The sequence below is a fragment of the Nocardioides stalactiti genome (assembly GCF_014180715.1).
Taxonomy (GTDB): Bacteria; Actinomycetota; Actinomycetes; order Propionibacteriales; family Nocardioidaceae; genus Nocardioides; species Nocardioides stalactiti.
On record NZ_JACEFC010000023.1, the window covers coordinates 26,115 to 47,122 of the forward strand.

The following is a 21,008-nucleotide window of genomic DNA, read 5'->3' on the forward strand; positions in this document are numbered from 1 at the left end:
GCTGGTCGCTTACAAAGTCGTGGAAATGTAAGCACGAGGTGGGCAGTGGGAGCAACTGCGCACGTCAGCCGCGATACTGAGGAGAACCGGATCCGGGCCGACTGCAGGCCGAGGGCAGGGCGAGAGGTCGACGAGCGTGCGAGGCAACCAGCTGCGTGGTCGCATCCTCGAGGCCGCCACCCAGGTCCTCCGCGAGGGTGGCCCGCGGCCCCGCCTCATCACCTCGATCGCCGAGCGCGCCGGCGTCTCCCGCCCGACGCTCTACAAGTACGTCGGCGACCGTGACGCGATCTACGACGCGCTGCTGCGGATCGAGCTCGAACGGGTCATCGACGACATCGCCACCCGGGCCGAGCGCTCCGAGTCGCCGCGCGACGACTACATCGACGTGATCGTCGGACTGACCCTTCAAGCCCGCAACCACCCGGCTCTCCAGGCGGTGCTGGCGAAGCATCCCGAGATCGTGGCCTCGCACCTGCCCCGGGTGCTGCCGCTCGTCCTCGACATCGCCCTGCCCCGACTGAGCCCGGTGCTCGAGGCCGGCGCCGCCGAGGGGCGCTGGCCCCAGATCGACCCGCGGGTCGCGATCACCTGGACGGCGCGCCTGACCACGGCGCTCGCGGTGATGCCCCTCCCGGAGGACTCCGCGGAGGCGGACCTGCGCCGCGAGGTCGGCGCCCTGCTCGACGTCACCCAGTCGATCGCGGCGCGAACCCGCACCGACGGGTCCTAGGGGACCAGCACGACCTTGCCGACGTTGCGGCGCTCGGCGAGCATCTGGTGCGCCTCACCGGCCCGGTCGAACGGGAACGCCTCCGCCACGACCGGCTGGATCGTGCCGTCGGCGATCAGTTCGCGCAGCGGCGTGATCCACGGCTCGAGCGTGCCGGCGTCGTCCCAGAGCGCCAGCATGTTGAGCCCGATGACCGCCTTGGAGACCGACATCTGCTTGACCAGGTTGAAGCGCGGCATCCGGATCATCGTCTTCGCGGCCTGGAGCAGGTTGCGTCCCGCACCGTCCATCACCGACGACGCCCCGAAGGCGACGAGGCGGCCGCCCGGCCGGAGCAGGTCATAGCTGGTGCGGAAGCTGGGCCCGCCGACCGCGTCCATGATGACGTCGTACGGCGGCAGCCCGCGGTGCCAGTCCCGCTTCGTGTAGTCGTGGGCGACCTCGACGCCGAAGCCGCGCACGGCGTCGTGCTTGCCGGGGGACGCGGTCCCGTGGACCTCGGCCCCGATCCGGCGGGCGATCTGGGTCGCAGCGATGCCGACCCCGCCGGCCGCCGCGTGGATGAGGACCCGCTCGCCGGGCTGCAGCGACCCGTAGCGGACCAGGCCCGCCCAGGCCGTCGCGTAGTTCACCGGGATCGCGGCGCCCTGCTCGTAGGAGAGCCGGTCGTCGAGGGCGACCACGTCGCGGGCACCGACGACCACCTTCTCGGCGTAACCGCCGAAGCGCGTCCCGGCGAGCACGCGGTCACCGACCTGGACGCCGGTCACGCCCTCGCCGACAGCGGTCACGTCGCCGGCGACCTCGTAGCCGACGACCATCGGCGGCTTCGGCGCATCGGGATAGAAGCCGACCCGCGCCATGGTGTCGGCGAAGTTGACTCCCGACGCCCGCACGTCGACCGCGACCTGCCCCGCTCCGGGCGGGCCCGGGTCGGGTCGGTCCTGGACCTCGAGCACGTCGAGTCCGCCGTGCTTGGTGATGACGACTGCGCGCATGGCCCGGACGCTAGCGGGATCCGCCCACGCGGGCGTCCTCCCAGGGTCGGACGTCAGCCGAGCACGGGCCGCCGGCCGGCGGTCAGCTCGGTCAAGGTGTCCTGCATCGCGCTCTCGATCCGCGCGGCGAAGGCGCCCGCCGACTCACCGTCGACGGAGTGCATCGCGGGCAGCACCACGGTGACGAGCTTCGTCGGCAGCGGGAGATAGGGCACCATCCCGACGGCGCCGACGTTGACGCCCCACGGCAGCGAGACGCTGACCGGTAGGGCCTTGATCCGGAGCAGCTCGGGGAGCCGGAGCGCCCGGGCGATGCGCTGGCCGTCGCTGAGGACGAGGAGGGACTCCCCGGCTCCGGCGGTGACGACCGGGACGACCGGGACGCCGTGCTCGATCGCGGTCCGCGCATAGCCCGTGCGACCGGCGAACTTGATCCGGTTGCGCTCGGACGTCGCCTTGGCCGCCTCGACGTCGCCGCCGGGGAACACGGCGACGTGCCGCGCAGCAGCGAAGGCGGCGTCCACCGCCTCGGCACTGCCGGGGACGCATCCGAGCGGCTCGATGAACCGGCCGACCCCGAGGGTCCACGCGATCTGGTGGACGAGGAACGTGACCCCGCGCCCGTCGGACATCCCGTGCAACGCCCGGGCGAGGGCCATCACGTTCAGGTCGACGATGCCGCCGAACCCGTGGTTGGACACGATGAGCGCCGGACTGGCCGGCAGCGAGGTCTCCCCGCGCACCTCGTGCCGGTGATAGGTCCGCAGGTAGCGGTCCAGCAGCGCCAACGGCAGCCGCGGCAATGCGCCGTCTCGTCTCGTCTCCATCGGACCCCCACAACTTTTCTGACGATATCGTCAGTTATCGACGATAAGTCGGTCAACTCGGGATCGCCGCAGCGCGCCCCTTGACCTCGGCCCAGGGGAACCGCTGTCGGAGCGTGGCTCCGCTGGGGACGCCCTCCTGCTCCTTCGCCCACGCCGAGTAGTCGGCGAACGAACCGGTGCTGCCCGGCGCGCGGAGGTACGACGCGACGATCGCGACCACGTCGTCGTCGGACCAGCGTCGGCTCGTCGAGCGGGTGGTGTTGGTCGGGACGCCCGCCCGCTGGCAGGCCTCGTTCCACGAGCCGAAGCGGCGGATCAGCAGGGCCGGGGAGGCGGCGGCGTCCCGGCCACGCTGCCAGGCGTCGTACGCCCCGGCGGTCAGCGGGGCGCCGAGCTCGGCGGCTGCGGCCGCGACCGCGGCGACGAGGACCTCGTCGGAGTACTCCGGAGTGCGCACGCGCGCGCTCACTGCCCGCGGATGGCGGCGGCCACCGCCCCCGGGACGTCGGGGTGGAACACGCTCGGGATGATGAAGCTCGGGTGCAGCTCCTCGTCGGTGACGACCGCCGCGATGGCGTGCGCGGCCCGAAGGAGCATGTCGATGGTGACCTCCGACGCGCGGGCGTCCAGCAGGCCGCGGAAGACGCCGGGGAAGGCGAGCACGTTGTTGATCTGGTTGGGGTAGTCCGAGCGGCCCGACGCGACCACGGCGGCATGCTTGGCGGCCTCGGCCGGGTCGACCTCGGGATCCGGGTTCGCCAGGGCGAACACCACGGCACCGTCGGCCATCTCGGCGATCCACTCCGGCTGGAGGACACCGGGACCGCTGACGCCGATGAACACGTCGGCACCCTGGAGCCCCTCACGCAGCCCGCCCCGCACGCCCCGCGGGTTGGTGATCGAGGCGAGGGTGCGCTTGGCGGCCGGAAGCGTCTCGTCGTCGCCGCAGAGCAGGCCCTCCCGGTCCCAGACCACGACGTCCTCGGCCCCGCCGGCCAGCAGCAGGGCCACGATCGCCGAACCTGCCGCACCGCCGCCGGCGACGACGATCCGGGTCGCCGAGAGGGACTTGCGCACAACGCGCAGCGCGTTGGTCAGCGCCGCCAGGACGACGATCGCCGTGCCGTGCTGGTCGTCGTGGAACACGGGGATGTCGAGGGACTCCCGCAACCGTGCTTCGATCTCGAAGCAGCGCGGCGCCGCGATGTCCTCCAGGTTGATGCCACCGAAGCCCGGCGCGATCATCTCGACGGCCTTCACGATCTCGTCGACGTCCTGGCTGGCCAGGCAGATGGGCCACGCGTCGATGTCGGCGAACCGCTTGAAGAGGGCCGCCTTGCCCTCCATCACCGGCATCGCTGCTCCCGGTCCGATGTTGCCGAGACCGAGAACGGCGGAGCCGTCGGTGACCACGGCCACCGAGTTGCCCTTGATCGTCAGCTTGGCCACGTCCTCGGGGTGCTCGTAGAGCGCCATGCTGACCCGCCCGACACCGGGGGTGTAGGCCATCGCCAGGTCGTCCCGGTTCTTGAGCGGGACCTTGCTGCGGATCTCGATCTTCCCGCCGAGGTGGAGCAGGAACGTCCGGTCCGAGACCTTGTGGACGGTCACCCCCGCGATCGCCTCGACCGCCGCCACCACGCGCTCGCTGTGGTCGGAGTCGGTCGCACTGCACGTCACGTCGAGGACCAGCCGGTCGTGCTTGGAGTCGACGACGTCCATGGCCGTCGTGATCCCGCCTGCCTCCGCGATCGTCGTGGCGACCGTGCCGACCACCGCGTAGTCGGGCGCGGCGTGCAGCCGCATGGTGATCGAGTACGACGACGGCGTGACGCTCATACCGCCTACCTAAGACCTGATCTCGGGCTACTCACAAGTACGGGGCGGTTGTGGTCGTTGTGATCGGCCCTCAGCCGGACTCGCGGATGCCGAACCGCTCGTAGACCCGGCGCAGCGGGCGCGGCGCCCACCAGTTCGCCTCGCCGAGCAGCCGCATGAGCGCCGGCACCAGCAGCCCCCGCACGATGGTCGAGTCGATGAGGACGCCGAGCGCCATCGCGATCGCGATCTGCTTCATGAAGAACACCGGACTGACCGCGAACGCCAGGAAGACCACGGCGATCATCACCGCCGCGGCGCTGATGATCCGGCCGGTCCGGGCGACCCCCTCGGCCACGGCGTCCTCGTTGGACAGGCCGGTGTCGTGGAGCTCCTTGATGCGGGCCATGACCAGCACTGCGTAGTCGGTCGCCAACGCGAACGTCACCGCGAACAGGAAGACAAGGCTGGTCACCTCGACGGCGTACGGCCCCGGATAGTCGAGCAGCTGGGTGCCGACCTGGTGCTCGAAGACGATGACCAGGATGCCGAGCACCGCCGCGAGCGTGAGTGCGTTCATGAGGAGGGTCTTGAGCGGGAGGATCACCGATCCCGTCAGCAGGAACAGCAGCACGACCGTGAGCACGACGATGAGCAGGATGACCGGCAGCGCGTTGTCGACGAGGCTGTCCTTCTCGTCGATGAACCGGGCGGTGTTGCCGGTGACGAGCAGCTCGCCTCCGGCCACATCGATGTCGCGGATCTCCCGGACCGCGTCCTGCGCGGGGCTTTCCAACGCAGGGGACGCCAACGTGACCGTCGCGTAGGCGACCCCGTCGCCGGCGACCGCGAACGGTGCGACGGCGCGGACCTCCTCGACGGACTCGATCTGGCTCGTGACAGCCAGCAGCTCGTCGTCGTCGACGTCGCCGGTGATCGCGACGGACACGCCCTCCACGAGCGCGCGGCCGTAGCTGTCCTCGATGTAGTTGTTGACGTCGTAGGACTGCTGACCTGGGGGCACGGCCTGGGCGCTGGGGCCGGTCAGGGTGGTCGAGAGCAGCGGCGCGGCGAGGGCGAGCAGGAAGGCTGAGGTGGCGACGGCGACGACGACCGGCCGCCGCATGACGGCACGTGCGAGCCGGTGCCAGCGGTCGGACGTGGCCGACACCGCCGGACCGCGCCGGATGGACAGCGCGTCGATCCTGGGACCCAGGACCACGAGCAGCGCCGGGACGACGAGGACGGCCATGAAGGCGCTGAGCACGCCGACCGTCAACCCGGCGGCACCGATCGAGTAGAGGAACCGCTGCGGCATCAGCATGAGTGCCGCCATCGCACCCGCGACGGTGAGGCCGGAGAACAGGCTGGCCCGTCCGGCCGTCTGGACCGCACGCCGGTGGGCTTCCGCGGTCCGGCCGTGCGCCTCGACCTCCTCGCGATAGCGGGACACGAGGAGCAACGCGTAGTCGACCGCGAGACCGAGACTCAGGGCGGTCGCGATGTTGAGAGCGAACAGCGAGGTGTCGACGAAGGTCGACATCACGCGCAGCGCGAAGAGGGTGCCGAGGATCGAGAGCACGCCGAGGATGAGCGGGACCGCCGCGGCGACGACGCTGCGGAAGACGAGCAACAACAGCAGGCCGAGCAGCGGGAACGCGATCAGCTCGGCCGAGGTGAGGTCCTTCCGGGTCTGGTCGTTGACCTCGTTGAAGCCGGGCGCGAAGCCGCCGTACCCCACGTCGAGCAGGTCGGAGGTGGCCCGTTCTCGAACGGACTCGTCGGCGAGGCCACCCTCGTCCTCGAGGTCGGTCGTGGTGAGCTGCGCCGGGAGGACGACGGACCTGCCGTCCTCGGCGACCAGGCCCGGGACGGGCTCCTCGAGCGGGTTCACGACGCGGCCGACGTAGTCGGCGCCGCGCATCTCCTCGGCCAGCCGTGCGACTTCGGCGACGACCTCCGGGTCCTCGATGTCGAGGACGCCGCCGTCCCGGGCGCGCACGAGCACGACCAGCCCCGGCTCGGCGCCGAAGCCCAGCGCGTCGGCCAGCACCTCGTTGGCGATCTCGCTCTCGGAGTCGGGGTCGGTGAACCCAGCGGCCTTGAGGTGGTGCTCGACGTCGTGGCCGAAGAAGCCGGCGACGGCCGCGAAGAGGAATGCGCCGAGGAGGATCTTGCGGGGGTGGCCCCAGGTCAGCCGGGAGATGGCGTCGAGCATGGCGGCACGCTAGCAGCGTCAGTTTCTCAAGGGAACTCAGTCGGCTAGGGTGGCCCGATGCGCAGGGAGGACTTCGGCGAGGCGAGCTGCACGGTCGCCCGCACCATGGACATCATCGGCGACCCGTGGACGCCGCTGGTGCTGCGCGACGTCGCGCTCGGCATCTCCCGCTTCGACGCCGTCCAGGCCAACCTCGGGATCTCCCGCAAGGTGCTCACGCAGCGGCTCCAGGCGCTCGTCGACCACGAGGTCGTCGAGCGGATCGCCTACCAGGAGCGGCCGGTGCGCTACGACTACGTGCTCACCGCCAAGGGCCAGGACCTCGCCCTCGTGCTGCTCGCGATCCAGTCCTTCGGCGACAAGTGGCTGATGCCTGGCCAGGAGCCGCTGATCTGGCACCACCTGACGTGTGACCACGACACCTCGCCCCAGATCTCGTGCCGCCACTGCGGCGGCGAGCTGCGCCCCGGCGAGGCCGTCCCGCGCCGCGGACCGGGATTCGCGGAGGACGAATGGCCCGCCGTCGGCGCGGCGCTCGACGCGGTCGCGCCCTTCCTCGAGCGATGAACAAGCAAAGTTTTACTCTTCAAGGTCACGCACCCGGGGCAGGAGTGGGCCTAGCCTGACCGGCACCCACTGCTCCATTTCGGAAGGACCCACCACCATGAAGCGCATCGGTCTGCCTCTCGGCGCGACCCTCCTCGCCGTCGGCCTCTCCCTCTCGGCGTGCAGCAGCGGCCCGCCGAGCAAGGGCGACCTCTCGGACTCCCTGGTCGAGAACGCCGGCGTCTCCGAGGACCAGGGCGACTGCGTCGCCGACGAGCTCCTCGACTCCGACCTGAGCGACGACCAGCTCAACGCGATCGCCGATGACGACCGCTCCGACCTCTCCGGCGACGAGGAGGACGAGGCCGTCGAGGTCATCGCCGAGGCCGTCACCAAGTGCCTCACCTGATCCACTGACGCATCGACGAGGGCCCGCAGCCACCTGGCTGCGGGCCCTCGTCGCGTGTCGTCGGCAAGGCCGTGCACCGGGCGTTCCGCGACGCCTGACCACGGCGCCCAGCCGCCGGGCCGTCAGCCCGCCCAGGGCTTCTCGGTCATCGCGCCACCTCAGGCCGGCGGCGTGAGCATCGGGACCAGGTAGCGACGTGCGAGCGCGGCCAGCTGCTCGTCGTCGTCGAGGTCGACCTGCGTGCTCGGGGTGAGCAGCATCGACATCGTCAACCGGACCATCAGCTCCGCGACGACGTCGACGTCGACATCAGGACCCACGTTGCCGGCGACCTGCTCGCGACGGAGCTGACCGGCGACGAAGCCCCCGACGGCAGCCAGGGTGCGGCCGCGCTCACCCATGATCGAGGGGCCGAGCAGCTGGGGCTCGTCGGTCATCAGCCCGGCCATCAGCGGGTTGCGGCGTACCGCCCGCAGGGAGCTGACGAACCCGAGGACAACCCGCTCGCCGACGTCGGTGGCCCGGCTGATGTCGGCCAGGAACTCGTCGAGATAACGGCGGAACTCGCGCAGCACGACCTGCTCGACGAGCACCTCCTTGGAGGTCACGCGGCGATAGACGGTGATCCGGGAGAGTCCTGCCCGCTGAGCCACGTCGTCCATGGTCGTGCGCTGGACGCCCTGCCGGCAGAACAGGTCGTACGCCGCGTCGAGGACGGCTGCGTCCGGCTCGTCACGATCGGCCCCCGCCACCACGTCGGCTAGGGCACGCGCGAGCAGCGACGTCGGCTCGCCGAGCCCGGGTCCGTCGACCGGTGTGCGCACCTGACCACCCTCCCATGACCCTGGGCGACCGCTGGGGCTTGTGCCCGGCGGTCGTCGCCTGATACAAAGATACGTGTTGCGTACCATCGTATCACCAGCGAAAGGGGACCAGGATGGCGGAGCTCAGCAGGAGGCGGCTTCTCATCGGCGGCGGCGTCCTCGGCGCGGCTGGCACCTTGGGCGTCGTCGCCCCTGCCGCCTGGACCTGGGCCGCCTCCGGTTCGGTGGCCGGCACCGGCACCGGGATGGACCCCAAGCTCGTCTGGGACGACGAGGCGGACTCCGTCGTCGCGGCGCTCTTCGAGCGCGGTGAGGTCGACCGCGTCAACGAGCTCCTCGCCGGCTGGACCCACAACGACCAGCCGCTCCCGGCCGGCCTCCCGGCCGACCTCCACGCGTTCCTCGAGCGGGCCCGTCAGCTCCCGAGCTGGGCCGACCAGGCAAAGCTCGCCCGCGTCTTCGACTTCTACGAGCGCCGCGGCCTCTACCTCGGCGTCCTCTACGGCCTCGGCAGCGGCATGATGAGCTGCGTCATCCCGCGCGAGGCCCGCGCCGTCTACTACTCCGCCGGTGGCGCGGACATGAAGGACCGGATCGCCAAGACCGCCAAGCTGGGCTACGACATCGGCGCCGAGAACGCCTACGCCGCGGGCGGCCAGATGATCGTGACCTGCGTGAAGACCCGCCTCACCCATGCGGCGGTGCGGCACCTGCTTCCGCAGTCCGGGCACTGGCGCGCGTCCGCTCCCGAGATCAAACCGATCAGCCAGGCCGACATCATGGTCACCTGGCACAGCCTGGCGACGTTCTCGAAGAACAAGCTGGCTGCCTGGGGCGTGTCCCTGCCCGCATCGGACGCAACGGCGTTCCTGCACCTGTGGCAGATCACCGCGCACATGCTGGGCGTCAAGGACGAGTACATCCCGGCCACCTGGGACGAGGCCGCCACCCAGTCGCGCCAGGTGCTCGACCCGATCCTCGCGCCGACACCTGAAGGCGTGGAGCTCGCGCACATCCTCGTGAACCTGGCCGCCGAGTACGACCAGGGCCTGTCCCGCCCGATGCTCGAGTCGTTCACCCGCTACACCCTGGGCAACCAGATCGCCGACTGGCTCGAGCTCCCTCCGCACCCCCCGATCGACAACGCCATCAAGGCCGGCTGGCCGCCGTTCATCAAGATGCGGGAGGCAGGCCTCGCGCTGCCGCTCCTCGTGCCCCAGCTGTACTGGACCTTCGACGAGTTCCTGAGGCGGGGCGTTCTGTTCTTCCTCAGCGAGGGCAAGCGGGTCAACATCACGATGCCCACGGGGAACAACCCGAACTACAGCTGACACTGCGACCTAGAACACGTTCTCATTTGGGGTCGTGGGCCGCTAGATTCGACGGATGTCCGGCCTGACCCTGTCGTCGTTCTCCTTCGAGGACGTACCGACGAGCGAGATCGATGCCGCGGAGGCGTTGTACGGCGGCCTCGCCGACGACGTCCGCACCCTCAACGACCTCACCATCCGCACGCGAGTCGACGCCGACGCGGTGGGCGAAGCGCGGGCGCTGCTCCAGCGGGCGGTGGCACTGCTCGCCCAGGATGCGCCGCCCGGCCCGGCGGGCATCCACTACAACGACGAGGGCCGGTCCTGGAACTGGGGCAACGCCGTTGTCGGGGTCCGCAACGCGGTCGCCCCGCCCGTGGAGCTGGAGTGGCACGACGACGGGACCGTCGGGTCCGCGTTGACCCTGGGCGCGCCGTACGAGGGTCCGCCGGGCAGTGTCCACGGCGGCGTCTCGGCGATGGTGCTCGACCACCTCATGGGAGAGACCGCGAGCGCGCGGCACTCCCGGGTGACGGTGACCGGCACGCTGTCACTGCGTTACGTCCAGCCTCTCCCCCTCGGCCCGGTGCGGATGGCCGCGCGGATCGCCGAGGAGGCCGGCCGCAAGGTGACGGTCACCGCGTGGATCTCGGCGGACACCGCGGACGCGACCCCCTCGGTCGAGGCGACGGGGTTGTTCATCGTTCCTCGCTGGGCCCAGGAGCCCGACGCTCCCAGCGGGATCGGCTCGCTGGACTGAGAGGACGGGCCTGTTCCGTCAGTGCGCGACGAGCCCGGCACCGTCGGCCGGCGCGATCTCGCTGCTCTCGAGCAACGGGGCCACCTCGAAGCACACGTCGGCATCGGGGAACTCGCGCTTCCACTCCGCCGTCTCGGCCGCGGCGGCGACCAGGGCCTGGGCACGGGAGGGGTAGGGACCGAAGCAGCGTGCGCCCTCCCCGAGCGCGATCACCACGTGCGGTCCCGACGCCTCTTCGTCCTCCCATCGCGCGAGGCAGCGAGCGAGCACCTCGACGACCGAGGGCGGTAGGACGTCGGACCGTTGCCGGCCCAGCTGGATGACGTCCGCTTCTCCCGCCGTACCGACCACGTGCAGTCGTCGTTGCGGGCGCAGTCCGCCGTTCCCCGTGTCGATGCGTGTCTCGCGCCGTGTCCCCGTCTGCATGGCGTGCTCCCCTCCCTTGTGCCGACAACCATCGCGGTGACCCGCTCGGCTGCTTTTCCCTGTCTGATGGACGTGTGGGAAGGGGGGATTCTTACGCGGTTCGGTGAAGAATTTTCGTCAACTTCCGCGGACCACCCGGGGGGTGCAGTCGACCTTCTTCTCCCTGCCCGTGTTGGTCGCGACGAACGTGTACGTCACCACCTGACCGGCCACCAGGGAGGTCCGGTTGGGCGTCTTGGTCAGGCTGATCGACGATGTCGCCTGGGTGATGCTCGCCCGCAGGTCCTCGACCTCGCCGTCCTGTGCCGGCCCCGTCGCGCGGTCGTCGTAGGCCGTCAGCGCACTGTCGGTCAGCACGTCGGTGGTGAGTCGGAGCCGGATGTAAGGCGCGGACCCCGTCACCAACGCGGCGGGCAAGCCTGTCCAGGCGATCGTCGCCGACGAGGCACCAGCGGCGACCGTTGTCGACGCGAACTCCGACGGGTCGAAGACGCCGTTGTTGTTGGCGTCGATCCAGGCGTAGAGGGTCGCGGGGATGCCGAGGTTGTTGGTGACCGGGACGTTGATCGCGGCCGCCGTGGGTCCACCTGCCGCGATCGTGTAGGGACCAGCACTCTCGTCGTCCGCGCCGGTGACGTCATCCCCGTTGGCACCCACGGTGGCTGCGCCATCGACCTCCCTGTCGACCGCATCGCCGATCATGAGCGACGCGGTGCCGGTCGTGCCGTCATAACCGCCCAACGTGTGGCGAGGACCGCCGCTGCCCAGGAGAGTCCGATAGGTGTCGGGCGCGTCACCGTAGTCGGTGGCGATGATCGAGTCCGCACATCGAGCACCGTCATTGTTCGTCGACGCCGGTCCCGCCGCGAAGACCGTCGCGGTCGCAGCGGACCCACTCGCAACATCGATCCGGTAGATCGTGCCGGTGGTGTTGTTCGAGGCGTAGAGGAAACCGTCACCATCGGCATACAAGGCGCCGTAGTAGTTGCCTGAGGAAGCCCCGTCGAGATCGCCGAAGTTCTTCACCACCATCTGAGTGAGCGTGGTGGTGTCGAAGCTGACCAGGACGGCAGGGCTCGTCAGGGGGGTCGCCGTGTCGCGCCGCATGACGCGATAGAGCCTGCCCTCGACGAACGCCCAGTCGAAGGTGAACTCGTAGGCGACCCCACCGATCGTGTTGCTGAGGGTTCCCGAGGCGACGAGTGTCGGCACTGGAGTCGTCAGGTCGACCTTGTACCAGGAAACAGAGGTGCCGTTGTCCAACGCCAGCCAGTAGAACCCCGCGTCGTCGACGTCTCCCGCGAGGAAGTTGCCCGTAGCCGGCAGGCCGGCCGGTAGGCCGACGTTCTCGGCTTGACCGTTGCTGCCGATCCGCACGATTCGGTCCTGCTGGAAGTCCCAGCCGTAGACGTAGTCGTCCAAGACGTTGTATCCGACGGCGTTGACCTGGCGGCCAGCTATGGCGGGAAGCGAACTGGAGTCTCCGGTGACCATGTCGACACCGAAGACCGAGGTGGTAGTGCTCGTGGCCGATGCGTACTGGAAGAGAAGACCATCCGCGTTGGCACCGCACCCCCAGACCGGCAACCCCGAGGTGATCATCAGTGGGTAGTCCTCGACCTCCCCCGCGCTCGAGGGCCCCGTCGGCAACTGGGTCGCGGTCGCGTCGTAACCGATTCGGAACCGAGCGTAGGAGTCGCCCGCTACCAGGCCAGGGAGGGTCGCCCAGGTCAGGGTGGCCGAGGTCGCCCCTCCCCCAAAGGTCGCGCATGCACGCTCACCTGCCTCAAAGGTGCCGTTGCGGTTGAGGTCGATCCATCCGCAGACCGTCCCTGCCTTGCTCGCGCCCGAGATCGCTACGGTGGTCGAGTACGTCGACATCGAGCTCGAGAGAGGACCCAGGCTGACCCCGGAGTCCTGTCCGTCCGTCGTCGCCGAGGTGCCGGCGTTGGGCGAGGTGGCGCCGTTGGCGACGGTCGAGTTGTCCTCGGTAACCCCCGACCCGAGCGTCACGTCGGACAGCACGGCGCGCGCGGCGTTGCCCGCGTCGTAGGACGACGGCGCGTCGCCGTAGTCCTGCGGCACTGTCACCGCGATCAGGAAGTTGTCGCCGGTCAGGTTGTCGTTGTGCGGCGGAACGGAGCCCGTGGTCTGTGTGTAGACGGCACTGAGGTTGAAGGTCAGTGAGCTCACGACGCCGTTGACGCGCACGGAACCGCAGGCTGCTGTCGCTCCCGCAGTGGGTATCTGTCCTCCCTGGGTGGCAGTGTCGCACCGGGTAGAAGTGCTGTCGTTATCGGCAGTGATCGAGCTCCCCGCGACCCGGAGGTTGCCGCCACTGAGGTCCGTCAGAGACAGGCCGCCCGTTGCCAGGTTCAGGACGACGTGGAGCTGCGAGGCCTCGATGACCGTCACGTTGTCGGCGGCGTAGAGCAGCGAGTTCCCACCGATGCCGGCCAGGTTGAGAACCGGGTCGAGCACCGGCTGGCTGAAGTTGATCGTGATGGTGCCCAAGCCCGAGCACGGGCCGGTCGACGCGCAGTCGGGGCTGTCCATGCGGTACTCCACCGCGGGCGTGCTGGACGGCAAGCCCGGAGTGAAGTCGCTGCTCACGTAGCCGCGACTTCCGATGGTCGACGCTACGTTGACCCGAGTCTGGCCGGTCGCGTTCTGGGTGACGACGAGCCCTGACGGCAGCGTCTGCGTCGCCGTGCCACCGGCGATCGTGACGGCGCCGGTGCCGACCTCGTAGGCCTCGGCCCGCTCCACTGGAGCGACCGTCGAGGTCACGCTGACGAGCACGAGGGTCAGCATGAGCACCGCCATCAGCCCACGGAACAGCCGCTCGGTAGGCGTGGCAGGACGCGGAGACCCGTGGAGGAAGGGGTCGCCAGGGCGCGCAGAACTCGACTTCACGACCCACAGACGTGAATCGAGCCCCGATCCTTACGCCACTTCGGAAACTTTTTTCAGAATTTTTTCCCGGGATGCCGGTTAGGCCTCACTTGAGGGGCATCCGGCGGGCGATCCCGTCGTCGACCATCTGCTGGAAGTGGTCACCGATCGTGTCCTCGGCTGCGCGGTAGTCGATACCGAGTTCGGCAACGCTCCGGGAGTTGTCGAACTCGAGCGGCCAGCCGACGTTCTTCTCGACGAACTCGCGGCTGTAGCCGGCCGCCGGAGCCACCAGCTTGAACGCGGCCTTCGGCACCTTCGTGTAGGGGAACGGGTAGGTCCGGCCGAAGCGCTTGCGCAGGATCTTGCCGATCTCCAGCATCGTGATCGTGCGCGCATTGGTGATGTAGCGACCGTGCGCGTCGGGCGTGAACCCGGCGGTGATGTGGGCGCGAGCGACGTCGCGGACGTCGACCATGCCCATCGCGAGGTCCGGCGCTCCGCCGGCCAGCGTGTAGTCGGTGAACGCCTTCATCGTCGCCATCGACCCCGACTTGCTGGCGGTCGTCAGCGACGGGCCGAGGACCAGGCCCGGGTGGATGGTCACCATGTCCCAGCGGTCCTGCGCCTTGCAGATCTCCCAGGCTGCGCGCTCCGCGACGGTCTTGGAGTAGGGGTAGGGCTGGTGGTCGACGCTGCTGGTGGTGTTCCAGTCCGCCTCGGTGAAGGCACCGCGGCCCTTCATGTCGACATTGTCGCCGTGGATCGCCACGACGCTGCTCGTCAGCACGACGCGCTTGACCGACTCCGTCGCGTCGACGCTCGCCAGGACGTTGCGCGTGCCGTCCAGCGCCGGCGTGACCAGCTGACGCTGCGGGTCGCGCACCTTGCCGAGCAGGAACGGCGACGCGGTGTGGATGACCAGCTCGCAGTCGGCCATCGCCTCGTCATAGCTCCCGGTGTCGAGGAGGTCGGCCTTGTACAGCGTGAGCCGACCGGGGTGCGCCTCGCCCAGCGCGTGGAGGTGCTCCAGGCCCGAGCTCTTCCCGGGGTCGCGCACCGTGCCGCGGACCGTGCGGCCGTCCTCGAGCAGGTAGCGCACGATCCAGCTCGCCACGTAGCCGGTCGCCCCGGTCACGAGGACCGGCTTGCTGGGGTCGATCGTCGTCATGCCCCGGAGCATAGGGCTCCCGGACCGCGGGCGGCTGGCTCAGCCGAGGGCGGCGGCGACGACGCCGGGTCGCGCCTCGGCGAGCACCGCGTCCCGGTCCTCGACGAGGAGGAACCCGGCGCTGATCGCGCGGTCGGTCGCGGCGACGTACGCCGTGAGGTAGTCCTCGACCGAGTCGTAGCGACCAGCCACCGCCTCCGGCGGGAGGTCGCGGGTCGAGCCGAACAGGCTGCAGAGGAACGGCGCCTCGGGCGAGGCGATCCCGGAGAGGACCTGCGTCGGAGCGTCCACGCACGGGGTGCGGACGCCACCGCGCACGTTGCCGACCTCGTCGGTCTCGTAGTCCTCGCCGACCACGGACAGCCGGTCGGCGACCGGCGGCGCGGTCGCGTCGTCGACCCAGGTCTCGAGCGCGCGGAGCCCGGCCCGCAGCACGTAGGCCTGCTGCCCCCGGTTGACGGGGTCCGGACAGCCGAGCAGCGACTCGAAGTCGCCGATCTGCCAGACGTCGGCGTGCGAGGCGCCCGCGACCTCCCAGAGCCGGAGCATCGGCCCGTCGGACTGCCGGGCGTCGACGGATCGGAACCGCGGCGAGGCCACGTCGGTCTCGGTCTGGACGAGGAGGACCGGCGTGGTCAGGTCCTCGCGGATCGGCACGGCCGGACCGGAGCGCGCGGCCAGGAGGTCGGCCGGCTCCCCCGCCTGCCCGAGACCCAGCTCGTAGCGGCCCCGGCTGTGGATGAGGAACGCGTGGAACACACCGGCCGTCGCCGCGAAGGCGTTGACGTAGGTGGTCATCGCGAACGCCGACTGCGACTCCCCGACGGCGATCCGACGGGTGATGCCGTGGTCGACCAACGGCCCGCCCGGCTCGGTGAGCCCCGCGGCGATCCGGCTGAACAGGTCATAGCTGTAGCCGTCACCCGGATGGACGAGGGCGCCGTAGCGCTCCGGGACGATGCCGCGCAGGCCCGGCGTCGGAGCGCCGCCGACCGACGGCTGGCCACCGCTCACTCCGACCTGCTGCGCTGAGACACCGACCCATCCGTGGCCGCGGCGCACGATCTCCTCGGCGAGGTAGGTGTAGTCCGGCGCCGCGTCGCTGCCGCTGCTGACGTTGAGCCACTCCACGACGACGACCCCGCTGCACCGGGTCGGGTCGCCCGGCGCGCGCACCAGCACCCGGGTCGCGTACGCCGCCTCCTCGATCGGTACGACGTCGCCTGCTCCGGTGCGCTCGAACCGTGCGGCCGTGCCGCTCGCGACGTACTCCTCCTGCCGGTAGCCCGCCGCAGCGAGGTCCGGCCCGGGCAGCACCGCCGCGAGGAGCGGGTCACCCGGGGGCAGCAGGGTGAAGGACATGCGAGAAGTCTCCTCCAAAACGAGAACACGTTCTAGAGTGCGTCCATGGACCTCGTCGCGATCGAAGCAATCCGCCAGCTGAAGTACCGCTACTTCCGCACCCTCGACCTCAAGCAGTGGGACGACTTCGGCGACTGCCTCGCCGAGGACGTGGTCGCGCGCTACGGCACCCAGGCCATGGACAAGCCGCTCCACTTCGACACCCGCGCCGACGTGGTGTCGTACATGTCGGAGAACCTCGGGACCGGAATCATCACGATCCACATCGCCAACCACCCCGAGATCCAGGTCGACGGCGACACCGCGACCGGCTCGTGGGGCTTCGAGGACACTGTCATCGTCCCCGACTTCAAGGTGACGATCCGCGGCGGCGGCTACTACCAGGACACCTACCGCAAGGACTCCGACGGCCAGTGGCGGATCGCGTCGACCCGCTACGAGCGGATCTACGAGGCGCTGACCTCGCTCGAGGACACCCCCAGCTTCAAGCTGATCGCCAACCGCTGGGACCCCTCGCTCCAGCACTGAGAGGTATGGGGACGAGGTCCTGCGGGCACCTCTCCTGGACATCGAACCCCGGGAGGCGTTATGAAGACCATCTTGTTCATCCTGCTGCTCATCGTCCTGATCGCGCTGCTCTTCAAGTTCGTGCTGCCGAGCCTGCGCAACCGCTGACCACGGTCTGGCGTGAGCGCGCTTCCAGCCGCACCGGCAGGTGACGGATGCCGGTGTGCTCGTTGGCGCGGACCCGCTCGACCGGGCCGGTGACCTCGAAGGCGCCGGCCCGGTCGAGGAGCGCCTCGAGGACGACGCGCACCGCCGAAGGTGTCGTCCGCGAGAATCTACCGGGCGAACCGGGGGTGCGCCCGCCCGGAGATCAGCGGTAGGTCGAGGTAGCTGAGGTGACCCGGCTCGGCGTCGCACACGTAGGGCACCGAGTTGACGACGTGGTTGGCCGTGGCGACGATCCCCGGGTTGCGGATCCAGCCCTCCTCCGGCGTCGGCGGCTGGAAGCCGCGGATCGTGGTGAAGGTGCTCGGGTCGCCGGTGATCTCGATCTCGTAGCGCTCGCCCTCGGGCCCGAACTCCCACGCGGGGTCGAGGTGCTCCTCCCCCATCAGCCAGTTGACCGCGAGTCGCGCGACGACCTCGCCGCCCACGACGGCCTCCCACGCGAAGCGCTGGGCCGCGACCTGACCGGGCTCGATGACGCCGATCGGGGTGTCGAGCGGCTGGGTGGCGACGGCGACCGCCTGGTCGGTGCGGATCTCGGCGTCGGCCGGGAAGCCGAGGCCGTCGAGCAGCATCCGGAGGCACTGGGTGAATCCGCCGGTGAGCAGGCCGATCATCGGTCCGCTCATCGCTGCCTCCGGCGTGCCGCCGAACAGCATGATGTGGCGGACGACGTCGGGGGCGTTGTAGGTGCGGATGTCGGAGAACTCCTCTGCCCGCACGTGCTCGACCTGCGCCGTCAGCGAGGAGAGCACGAGCGGCACCAGCTCGGTGATGCCGCCGGGGTCGATGCCGGTGCCGTGGAGGGTGACGCCAGACTCGCGGGCCGCTGCGGCGAGCCGGTCCTCCCCGGGGACCGGGTAGAACCAGCCGACCGGCGTGACCACGTTCTTGCCGGAGCGCAGGAGCAGCTCGACCTCGGCCGGGTCGGGCAGCAGGGGCGCGTAGAGGACGCAGTCCGCGTCGAGCGCGAGGATCGCGTCCTTGTCGTCGGTGGCCACGACACCGACCGGCTCGCCTCCGATCAGCTCCCCGACGTCCTTGCCGGCCTTGTCGGCGGAGTGGACCCAGCAGCCGACCAGCTCGAGCTGGGGATGCGCCAGCACGCCCTCGATCGCGGCGCGACCGACGCCGCCGGTGGCCCACTGGATGACGCGGTACGACGCTTGGTTGTTCACCCGCCGCAGGCTAGAACAGGTTCTAGTGTCGCGCCAGGTACCCGACCCGCTCAGGGTCAGGCGATCGTCATCCCGCCGTCGACCGCGAGGGTCTGGCCGGTGATGTAGCCGGCTCCAGGGCCGGCGAGGAAGACGGCCGTCGCCGCCAGCTCGCGCGGGTCGCCCTTGCGGCCCGTCGGGATGCGGCCCTGCTGCGCCTCGAGGTAGCCCGGCGGGTACTGGTCGGTCATCTCGGACTCGAAGAAGCCCGGCGCGATCGAGTTGACCCGGATGCCCTTGCGACCGGTCCACTGGTTCGCCAGGTCCCGGGTCAGGCCGTTGAGCCCGGCCTTGGACGCCGCGTAGGCGGCCTGCGGGAGACCGGCGGTGGTGATGCCGAGGACGGAGGAGATGTTGATGATGCTCGAGCCCGGCTGCATCACCCGACCGCACGCCTGGGCCATCCAGTAGCAACCGTTGAGGTTGACGTCGATCACCTGGCTGAACTGCTCGACGGTCTCGCGGGTGGCGGGCACCGCCGTACCGATCCCGGCGTTGTTGACCAGGACGTCGACCCGGCCGAACGTCGCCATCGCCTGGTCGACCAGGTTCTGGCAGGACGCGGGGTCGGCGACGTCGGTCGCAACGCTCAGCGCGCGGCGGCCGGCGGCCTCCACCAGGGCCGCGGTGTCGGCGAGCCGGTCGACCCGGCGCGCACCGAGCGCGACGTCGGCACCGGCCTCGGCGAAGGCCCGGGCGAAGGCGACCCCGAGGCCGCTCGAGGCCCCGGTGACGATCGCGACCTTGCCGTCGAGGCGGAACATGTCGAGGACGTCTGCAGACATGCGGACACCCTCCCACAAGATCTGATCATCCTCGTTGTCAGATCATATTTCTGCGCGCACCGGGCACCGAGGTCTCACCATCACCGAGAGGACCACCCGATGACCGACGTCGCGCACCCGCCGAAGACCGCCGCTCCCGACGGGCCGACCCTCACCCGGAGCATCACCGGGCGGCTGCTCTTCTTCTACGTTCTCGGGGACGTCCTCGGCTCCGGCATCTACGTGCTGATCGGCTCCGTGGCGGGCGAGGTCGGCGGCGCCTTCTGGATCGCGTTCGCCGTGGGCGTCGCCATCGCCGCGATCACCGGCCTGGCGTACGCCGAGCTGGCGACCAAGTACCCGAAGGCGGCCGGGGCTGCGCTCTACGTCCACAAGGCCTTCGACAACCGAGCGCTGGCCTTCCTGATCACGGTGTGCTTCCTCTCGGCGAGCTTCGCCGCAGCCGGGTCGCTGTCGGTGGGCTTCGCGAGCTACTTCCTCGAGCTGTGGGCGGTGCCGCCGGCCCTGCTGGTGGCCCTGCTGTTCGTGCTCCTCCTGACGGTCGTCAACTTCATCGGCATCACCGAGTCGGTGGTCGTCAACATGATCATGACCTTCGTCGAGATCGCCGGGCTCGCGATCGTGCTCCTCATCGGCGTGTGGCACGTGGCCGAGGGCGGTGCCGACTTCGGGCGACTGACGTCGTTCGAGACGTCCACGACGCCGATCTTCGCGATCGTCGCCGGCGTTGCTCTCGCCTTCTTCGCGATGACGGGGTTCGAGAACGTCGCCAACGTCGCGGAGGAGACGGTGGACCCGCACCGCGCGTTCCCCCGCGCCCTCATCGGCGGCATGCTCGCCGCAGGCGTCCTCTACGTGCTGGTGGCGATGGCGGCATCCCTCGTGGTCGGGACCAACCAGCTGGCGAACTCCCCGGCAGCGCTGCTCGAGGTCGTCGAGGCGGACGTCATCCCGCTGCCCCTCGGCTTCATGACGACCCTGTTCGCGATCATCGCGTGCATCGCGATCACCAACACGACCCTGGTGGCGGTCGTGACGCAGCCGCGGATCCTCTACGGGATGGCGAACGAGGACGTCGTCCCCGGCGTGTTCGCCAAGCTGCACCCGACGCGGCGCAGCCCCTGGGTCGGGCTGGTGTTCTCGGCCCTCGTGGTCGCCACGCTCCTCGTCGTCGGCACGATCGTGGTGGAGCTGGGCGGTGGGCTGGACCTCATCTCCCGCCTCGCGACGGTCACCGTCGTGCTGCTGCTGTTCATCTACGGGCTGGTCATCGCGGCTGCGATGCGGCTCACCGGGAGGGACGAGAGCGACCAGACGTTCCACGCCCCGCGGTGGCTGCTGTCCGTCGGCCTGGTCGGCAACGTGGTCCTGCTCGGCTACGTCGTGATCGACGACCCGACCTCGGTGATCTGGTGCGCAGGACTGGTTGCGGTCGGCATGGTGCTGTTCGTCGTCGAGCACTTCCTGAACCGACGCAGGGATCAGACGACAGCCGCCTGATCAGCGCTCCGGCGCTGCCCGTCCAGGTGCACGGGCAGCGCCGACAACCCTCGCAGCACCACGCCGTCGCCGTGGTCCCAGCGCAGCTCCTCGGCCGGGCCGGCGAGCTCCATCCGTGGGAATCGCCGGAGCAGCGCGGCGAACGCGATGCGGGTCTCCAGCCGCGCCAGGCGGGCGCCCAGGCAGTGGTGGATGCCGTGGCCGAAGGCCAGGTGGTCGGCGCTCGCACGGGTGATGTCGAGCCGGTCGGGCTCGGCCACCCGCGCCGGGTCGCGGCCGGCAGCGGCGAGGTTGACGATCACCTGGACCCCCGCCGGCACCAGCGTTCCGGCGATGACGACGTCGCGGACGGCGTAGCGGAAGGTCGCGTGCGGCACCGGGGCGTCGTACCGGAGGAGCTCCTCGACGGCCTGGGGGACCAAGGAGAGGTCGGCGGCCAGCAGGTCGCGCTGCTCCGGGTTGCGGAGCAGCGCGACC

Annotated in this window: 21 protein-coding genes; 7 read left to right on the forward strand and 14 right to left on the reverse strand. The window is 70.2% G+C overall.

The features are described 5' to 3' along the window. The first annotated feature begins 136 nt into the window (after positions 1-136). A complete protein-coding gene (locus H0487_RS06915; RefSeq protein ID WP_183093496.1) occupies positions 137-733 on the forward strand; it encodes a TetR/AcrR family transcriptional regulator in 597 nt (198 codons plus the stop codon). Here the strand turns inward: H0487_RS06915 and H0487_RS06920 are convergent. The 5 genes from H0487_RS06920 to H0487_RS06940 form a co-directional block, all read right to left on the reverse strand. Next, a complete protein-coding gene (locus H0487_RS06920; RefSeq protein ID WP_183093497.1) occupies positions 730-1,731 on the reverse strand; it encodes a zinc-binding dehydrogenase in 1,002 nt (333 codons plus the stop codon). The genes H0487_RS06915 and H0487_RS06920 overlap by 4 nt on opposite strands. A gap of 53 nt (positions 1,732-1,784) precedes the next feature. Beyond that, positions 1,785-2,558 (reverse strand): 1-acyl-sn-glycerol-3-phosphate acyltransferase, encoded by a 774-nt coding sequence (locus H0487_RS06925; RefSeq protein WP_183093498.1) that lies wholly within the window; start codon positions 2,556-2,558, stop codon positions 1,785-1,787. Between the two features lie 52 nt (positions 2,559-2,610). Continuing rightward, positions 2,611-3,015, reverse strand: a complete 405-nt coding sequence (locus H0487_RS06930; RefSeq protein WP_183093499.1) for a homing endonuclease associated repeat-containing protein — start codon at positions 3,013-3,015, stop codon at positions 2,611-2,613. A gap of 8 nt (positions 3,016-3,023) precedes the next feature. Beyond that, positions 3,024-4,397, reverse strand: coding sequence for an NAD-dependent malic enzyme (locus H0487_RS06935; RefSeq protein ID WP_183093500.1), 1,374 nt, complete (start codon positions 4,395-4,397; stop codon positions 3,024-3,026). 70 nt (positions 4,398-4,467) lie between these two features. Further along, the gene (locus H0487_RS06940) at positions 4,468-6,594 is read right to left on the reverse strand and encodes an MMPL family transporter (protein ID WP_183093501.1); all 2,127 of its coding nucleotides are present in this window, start codon (positions 6,592-6,594) and stop codon (positions 4,468-4,470) included. 57 nt (positions 6,595-6,651) lie between these two features. Between H0487_RS06940 and H0487_RS06945 the strand changes: the two genes are divergently transcribed. Then, positions 6,652-7,161, forward strand: coding sequence for a winged helix-turn-helix transcriptional regulator (locus H0487_RS06945; RefSeq protein ID WP_183093502.1), 510 nt, complete (start codon positions 6,652-6,654; stop codon positions 7,159-7,161). A gap of 97 nt (positions 7,162-7,258) precedes the next feature. After that, positions 7,259-7,549, forward strand: coding sequence for a hypothetical protein (locus H0487_RS06950; protein ID WP_183093503.1), 291 nt, complete (start codon positions 7,259-7,261; stop codon positions 7,547-7,549). Between the two features lie 158 nt (positions 7,550-7,707). On the opposite strand, the gene H0487_RS06955 is transcribed toward H0487_RS06950, so the two are convergent. Then, positions 7,708-8,373: a TetR/AcrR family transcriptional regulator gene (locus H0487_RS06955; protein WP_312855851.1), complete on the reverse strand. Its 666-nt coding sequence runs from the start codon at positions 8,371-8,373 to the stop codon at positions 7,708-7,710. Positions 8,374-8,486: 113 nt separating this feature from the next. Between H0487_RS06955 and H0487_RS06960 the strand changes: the two genes are divergently transcribed. Together H0487_RS06960 and H0487_RS06965 are read left to right on the forward strand one after the other, a co-directional pair. Further along, positions 8,487-9,704: an oxygenase MpaB family protein gene (locus H0487_RS06960; RefSeq protein WP_183093505.1), complete on the forward strand. Its 1,218-nt coding sequence runs from the start codon at positions 8,487-8,489 to the stop codon at positions 9,702-9,704. Positions 9,705-9,759: 55 nt separating this feature from the next. After that, a complete protein-coding gene (locus H0487_RS06965; protein WP_183093506.1) occupies positions 9,760-10,443 on the forward strand; it encodes a PaaI family thioesterase in 684 nt (227 codons plus the stop codon). Positions 10,444-10,461: 18 nt separating this feature from the next. Here the strand turns inward: H0487_RS06965 and H0487_RS06970 are convergent, their stop codons facing one another. From H0487_RS06970 to H0487_RS06985, 4 genes are all read right to left on the reverse strand, one after another. Beyond that, on the reverse strand, positions 10,462-10,869 hold the full coding sequence (locus tag H0487_RS06970; protein WP_183093507.1) for a hypothetical protein: 408 nt from the start codon (positions 10,867-10,869) through the stop codon (positions 10,462-10,464). A 117-nt stretch (positions 10,870-10,986) separates the two neighbouring features. Next, a complete protein-coding gene (locus H0487_RS06975; RefSeq protein WP_183093508.1) occupies positions 10,987-13,695 on the reverse strand; it encodes a DUF6923 family protein in 2,709 nt (902 codons plus the stop codon). Between the two features lie 175 nt (positions 13,696-13,870). Continuing rightward, a complete protein-coding gene (locus H0487_RS06980; protein WP_220793156.1) occupies positions 13,871-14,935 on the reverse strand; it encodes an NAD-dependent epimerase/dehydratase family protein in 1,065 nt (354 codons plus the stop codon). A 39-nt stretch (positions 14,936-14,974) separates the two neighbouring features. After that, entirely contained in the window at positions 14,975-16,297 is a 1,323-nt protein-coding gene (locus H0487_RS06985) for an alpha/beta hydrolase domain-containing protein (protein WP_183093509.1), read from the reverse strand. Positions 16,298-16,342: 45 nt separating this feature from the next. Here H0487_RS06985 and H0487_RS06990 point away from each other — a divergent pair, with 45 nt between their 5' ends. Next, positions 16,343-16,825 (forward strand): nuclear transport factor 2 family protein, encoded by a 483-nt coding sequence (locus tag H0487_RS06990; RefSeq protein ID WP_183093510.1) that lies wholly within the window; start codon positions 16,343-16,345, stop codon positions 16,823-16,825. Positions 16,826-16,937: 112 nt separating this feature from the next. Here the strand turns inward: H0487_RS06990 and H0487_RS06995 are convergent, their stop codons facing one another. From H0487_RS06995 to H0487_RS07005, 3 genes are read right to left on the reverse strand one after another with little or no spacing between them, the layout of a single operon-like run. Then, positions 16,938-17,114: a hypothetical protein gene (locus H0487_RS06995; protein ID WP_183093511.1), complete on the reverse strand. Its 177-nt coding sequence runs from the start codon at positions 17,112-17,114 to the stop codon at positions 16,938-16,940. A 25-nt stretch (positions 17,115-17,139) separates the two neighbouring features. Then, positions 17,140-18,207, reverse strand: a complete 1,068-nt coding sequence (locus tag H0487_RS07000) for an NAD(P)H-dependent amine dehydrogenase family protein (protein WP_183093512.1) — start codon at positions 18,205-18,207, stop codon at positions 17,140-17,142. Positions 18,208-18,263: 56 nt separating this feature from the next. After that, entirely contained in the window at positions 18,264-19,031 is a 768-nt protein-coding gene (locus H0487_RS07005; RefSeq protein ID WP_183093513.1) for an SDR family NAD(P)-dependent oxidoreductase, read from the reverse strand. Between the two features lie 99 nt (positions 19,032-19,130). On the opposite strand from H0487_RS07005, the gene H0487_RS07010 reads away from it, so the two are divergent. Then, a complete protein-coding gene (locus H0487_RS07010; protein WP_183093514.1) occupies positions 19,131-20,531 on the forward strand; it encodes an APC family permease in 1,401 nt (466 codons plus the stop codon). Here the strand turns inward: H0487_RS07010 and H0487_RS07015 are convergent. Continuing rightward, the coding region (locus H0487_RS07015) for a cytochrome P450 (RefSeq protein WP_183093515.1) at positions 20,513-21,008 on the reverse strand (496 nt) is incomplete at its 5' end. The genes H0487_RS07010 and H0487_RS07015 overlap by 19 nt on opposite strands.

What these genes read in the sequence shown, in the direction of transcription:
- H0487_RS06985 (WP_183093509.1), bottom strand. Translation starts at nt 16,297, where the DNA reads ATGTCCTTCACCCTGCTGCCCCCGGGTGACCCGCTCCTCGCGGCGGTG.
- H0487_RS06945 (WP_183093502.1), top strand. Translation starts at nt 6,652, where the DNA reads ATGCGCAGGGAGGACTTCGGCGAGGCGAGCTGCACGGTCGCCCGCACC.
- H0487_RS06960 (WP_183093505.1), top strand. Translation starts at nt 8,487, where the DNA reads ATGGCGGAGCTCAGCAGGAGGCGGCTTCTCATCGGCGGCGGCGTCCTC.
- H0487_RS06940 (WP_183093501.1), bottom strand. Translation starts at nt 6,594, where the DNA reads ATGCTCGACGCCATCTCCCGGCTGACCTGGGGCCACCCCCGCAAGATC.
- H0487_RS07005 (WP_183093513.1), bottom strand. Translation starts at nt 19,031, where the DNA reads ATGTCTGCAGACGTCCTCGACATGTTCCGCCTCGACGGCAAGGTCGCG.
- H0487_RS06965 (WP_183093506.1), top strand. Translation starts at nt 9,760, where the DNA reads ATGTCCGGCCTGACCCTGTCGTCGTTCTCCTTCGAGGACGTACCGACG.
- H0487_RS07010 (WP_183093514.1), top strand. Translation starts at nt 19,131, where the DNA reads ATGACCGACGTCGCGCACCCGCCGAAGACCGCCGCTCCCGACGGGCCG.
- H0487_RS06980 (WP_220793156.1), bottom strand. Translation starts at nt 14,935, where the DNA reads ATGACGACGATCGACCCCAGCAAGCCGGTCCTCGTGACCGGGGCGACC.
- H0487_RS06990 (WP_183093510.1), top strand. Translation starts at nt 16,343, where the DNA reads ATGGACCTCGTCGCGATCGAAGCAATCCGCCAGCTGAAGTACCGCTAC.
- H0487_RS06925 (WP_183093498.1), bottom strand. Translation starts at nt 2,558, where the DNA reads ATGGAGACGAGACGAGACGGCGCATTGCCGCGGCTGCCGTTGGCGCTG.
- H0487_RS06950 (WP_183093503.1), top strand. Translation starts at nt 7,259, where the DNA reads ATGAAGCGCATCGGTCTGCCTCTCGGCGCGACCCTCCTCGCCGTCGGC.
- H0487_RS06975 (WP_183093508.1), bottom strand. Translation starts at nt 13,695, where the DNA reads ATGGCGGTGCTCATGCTGACCCTCGTGCTCGTCAGCGTGACCTCGACG.
- H0487_RS06970 (WP_183093507.1), bottom strand. Translation starts at nt 10,869, where the DNA reads ATGCAGACGGGGACACGGCGCGAGACACGCATCGACACGGGGAACGGC.
- H0487_RS06920 (WP_183093497.1), bottom strand. Translation starts at nt 1,731, where the DNA reads ATGCGCGCAGTCGTCATCACCAAGCACGGCGGACTCGACGTGCTCGAG.
- H0487_RS06935 (WP_183093500.1), bottom strand. Translation starts at nt 4,397, where the DNA reads ATGAGCGTCACGCCGTCGTCGTACTCGATCACCATGCGGCTGCACGCC.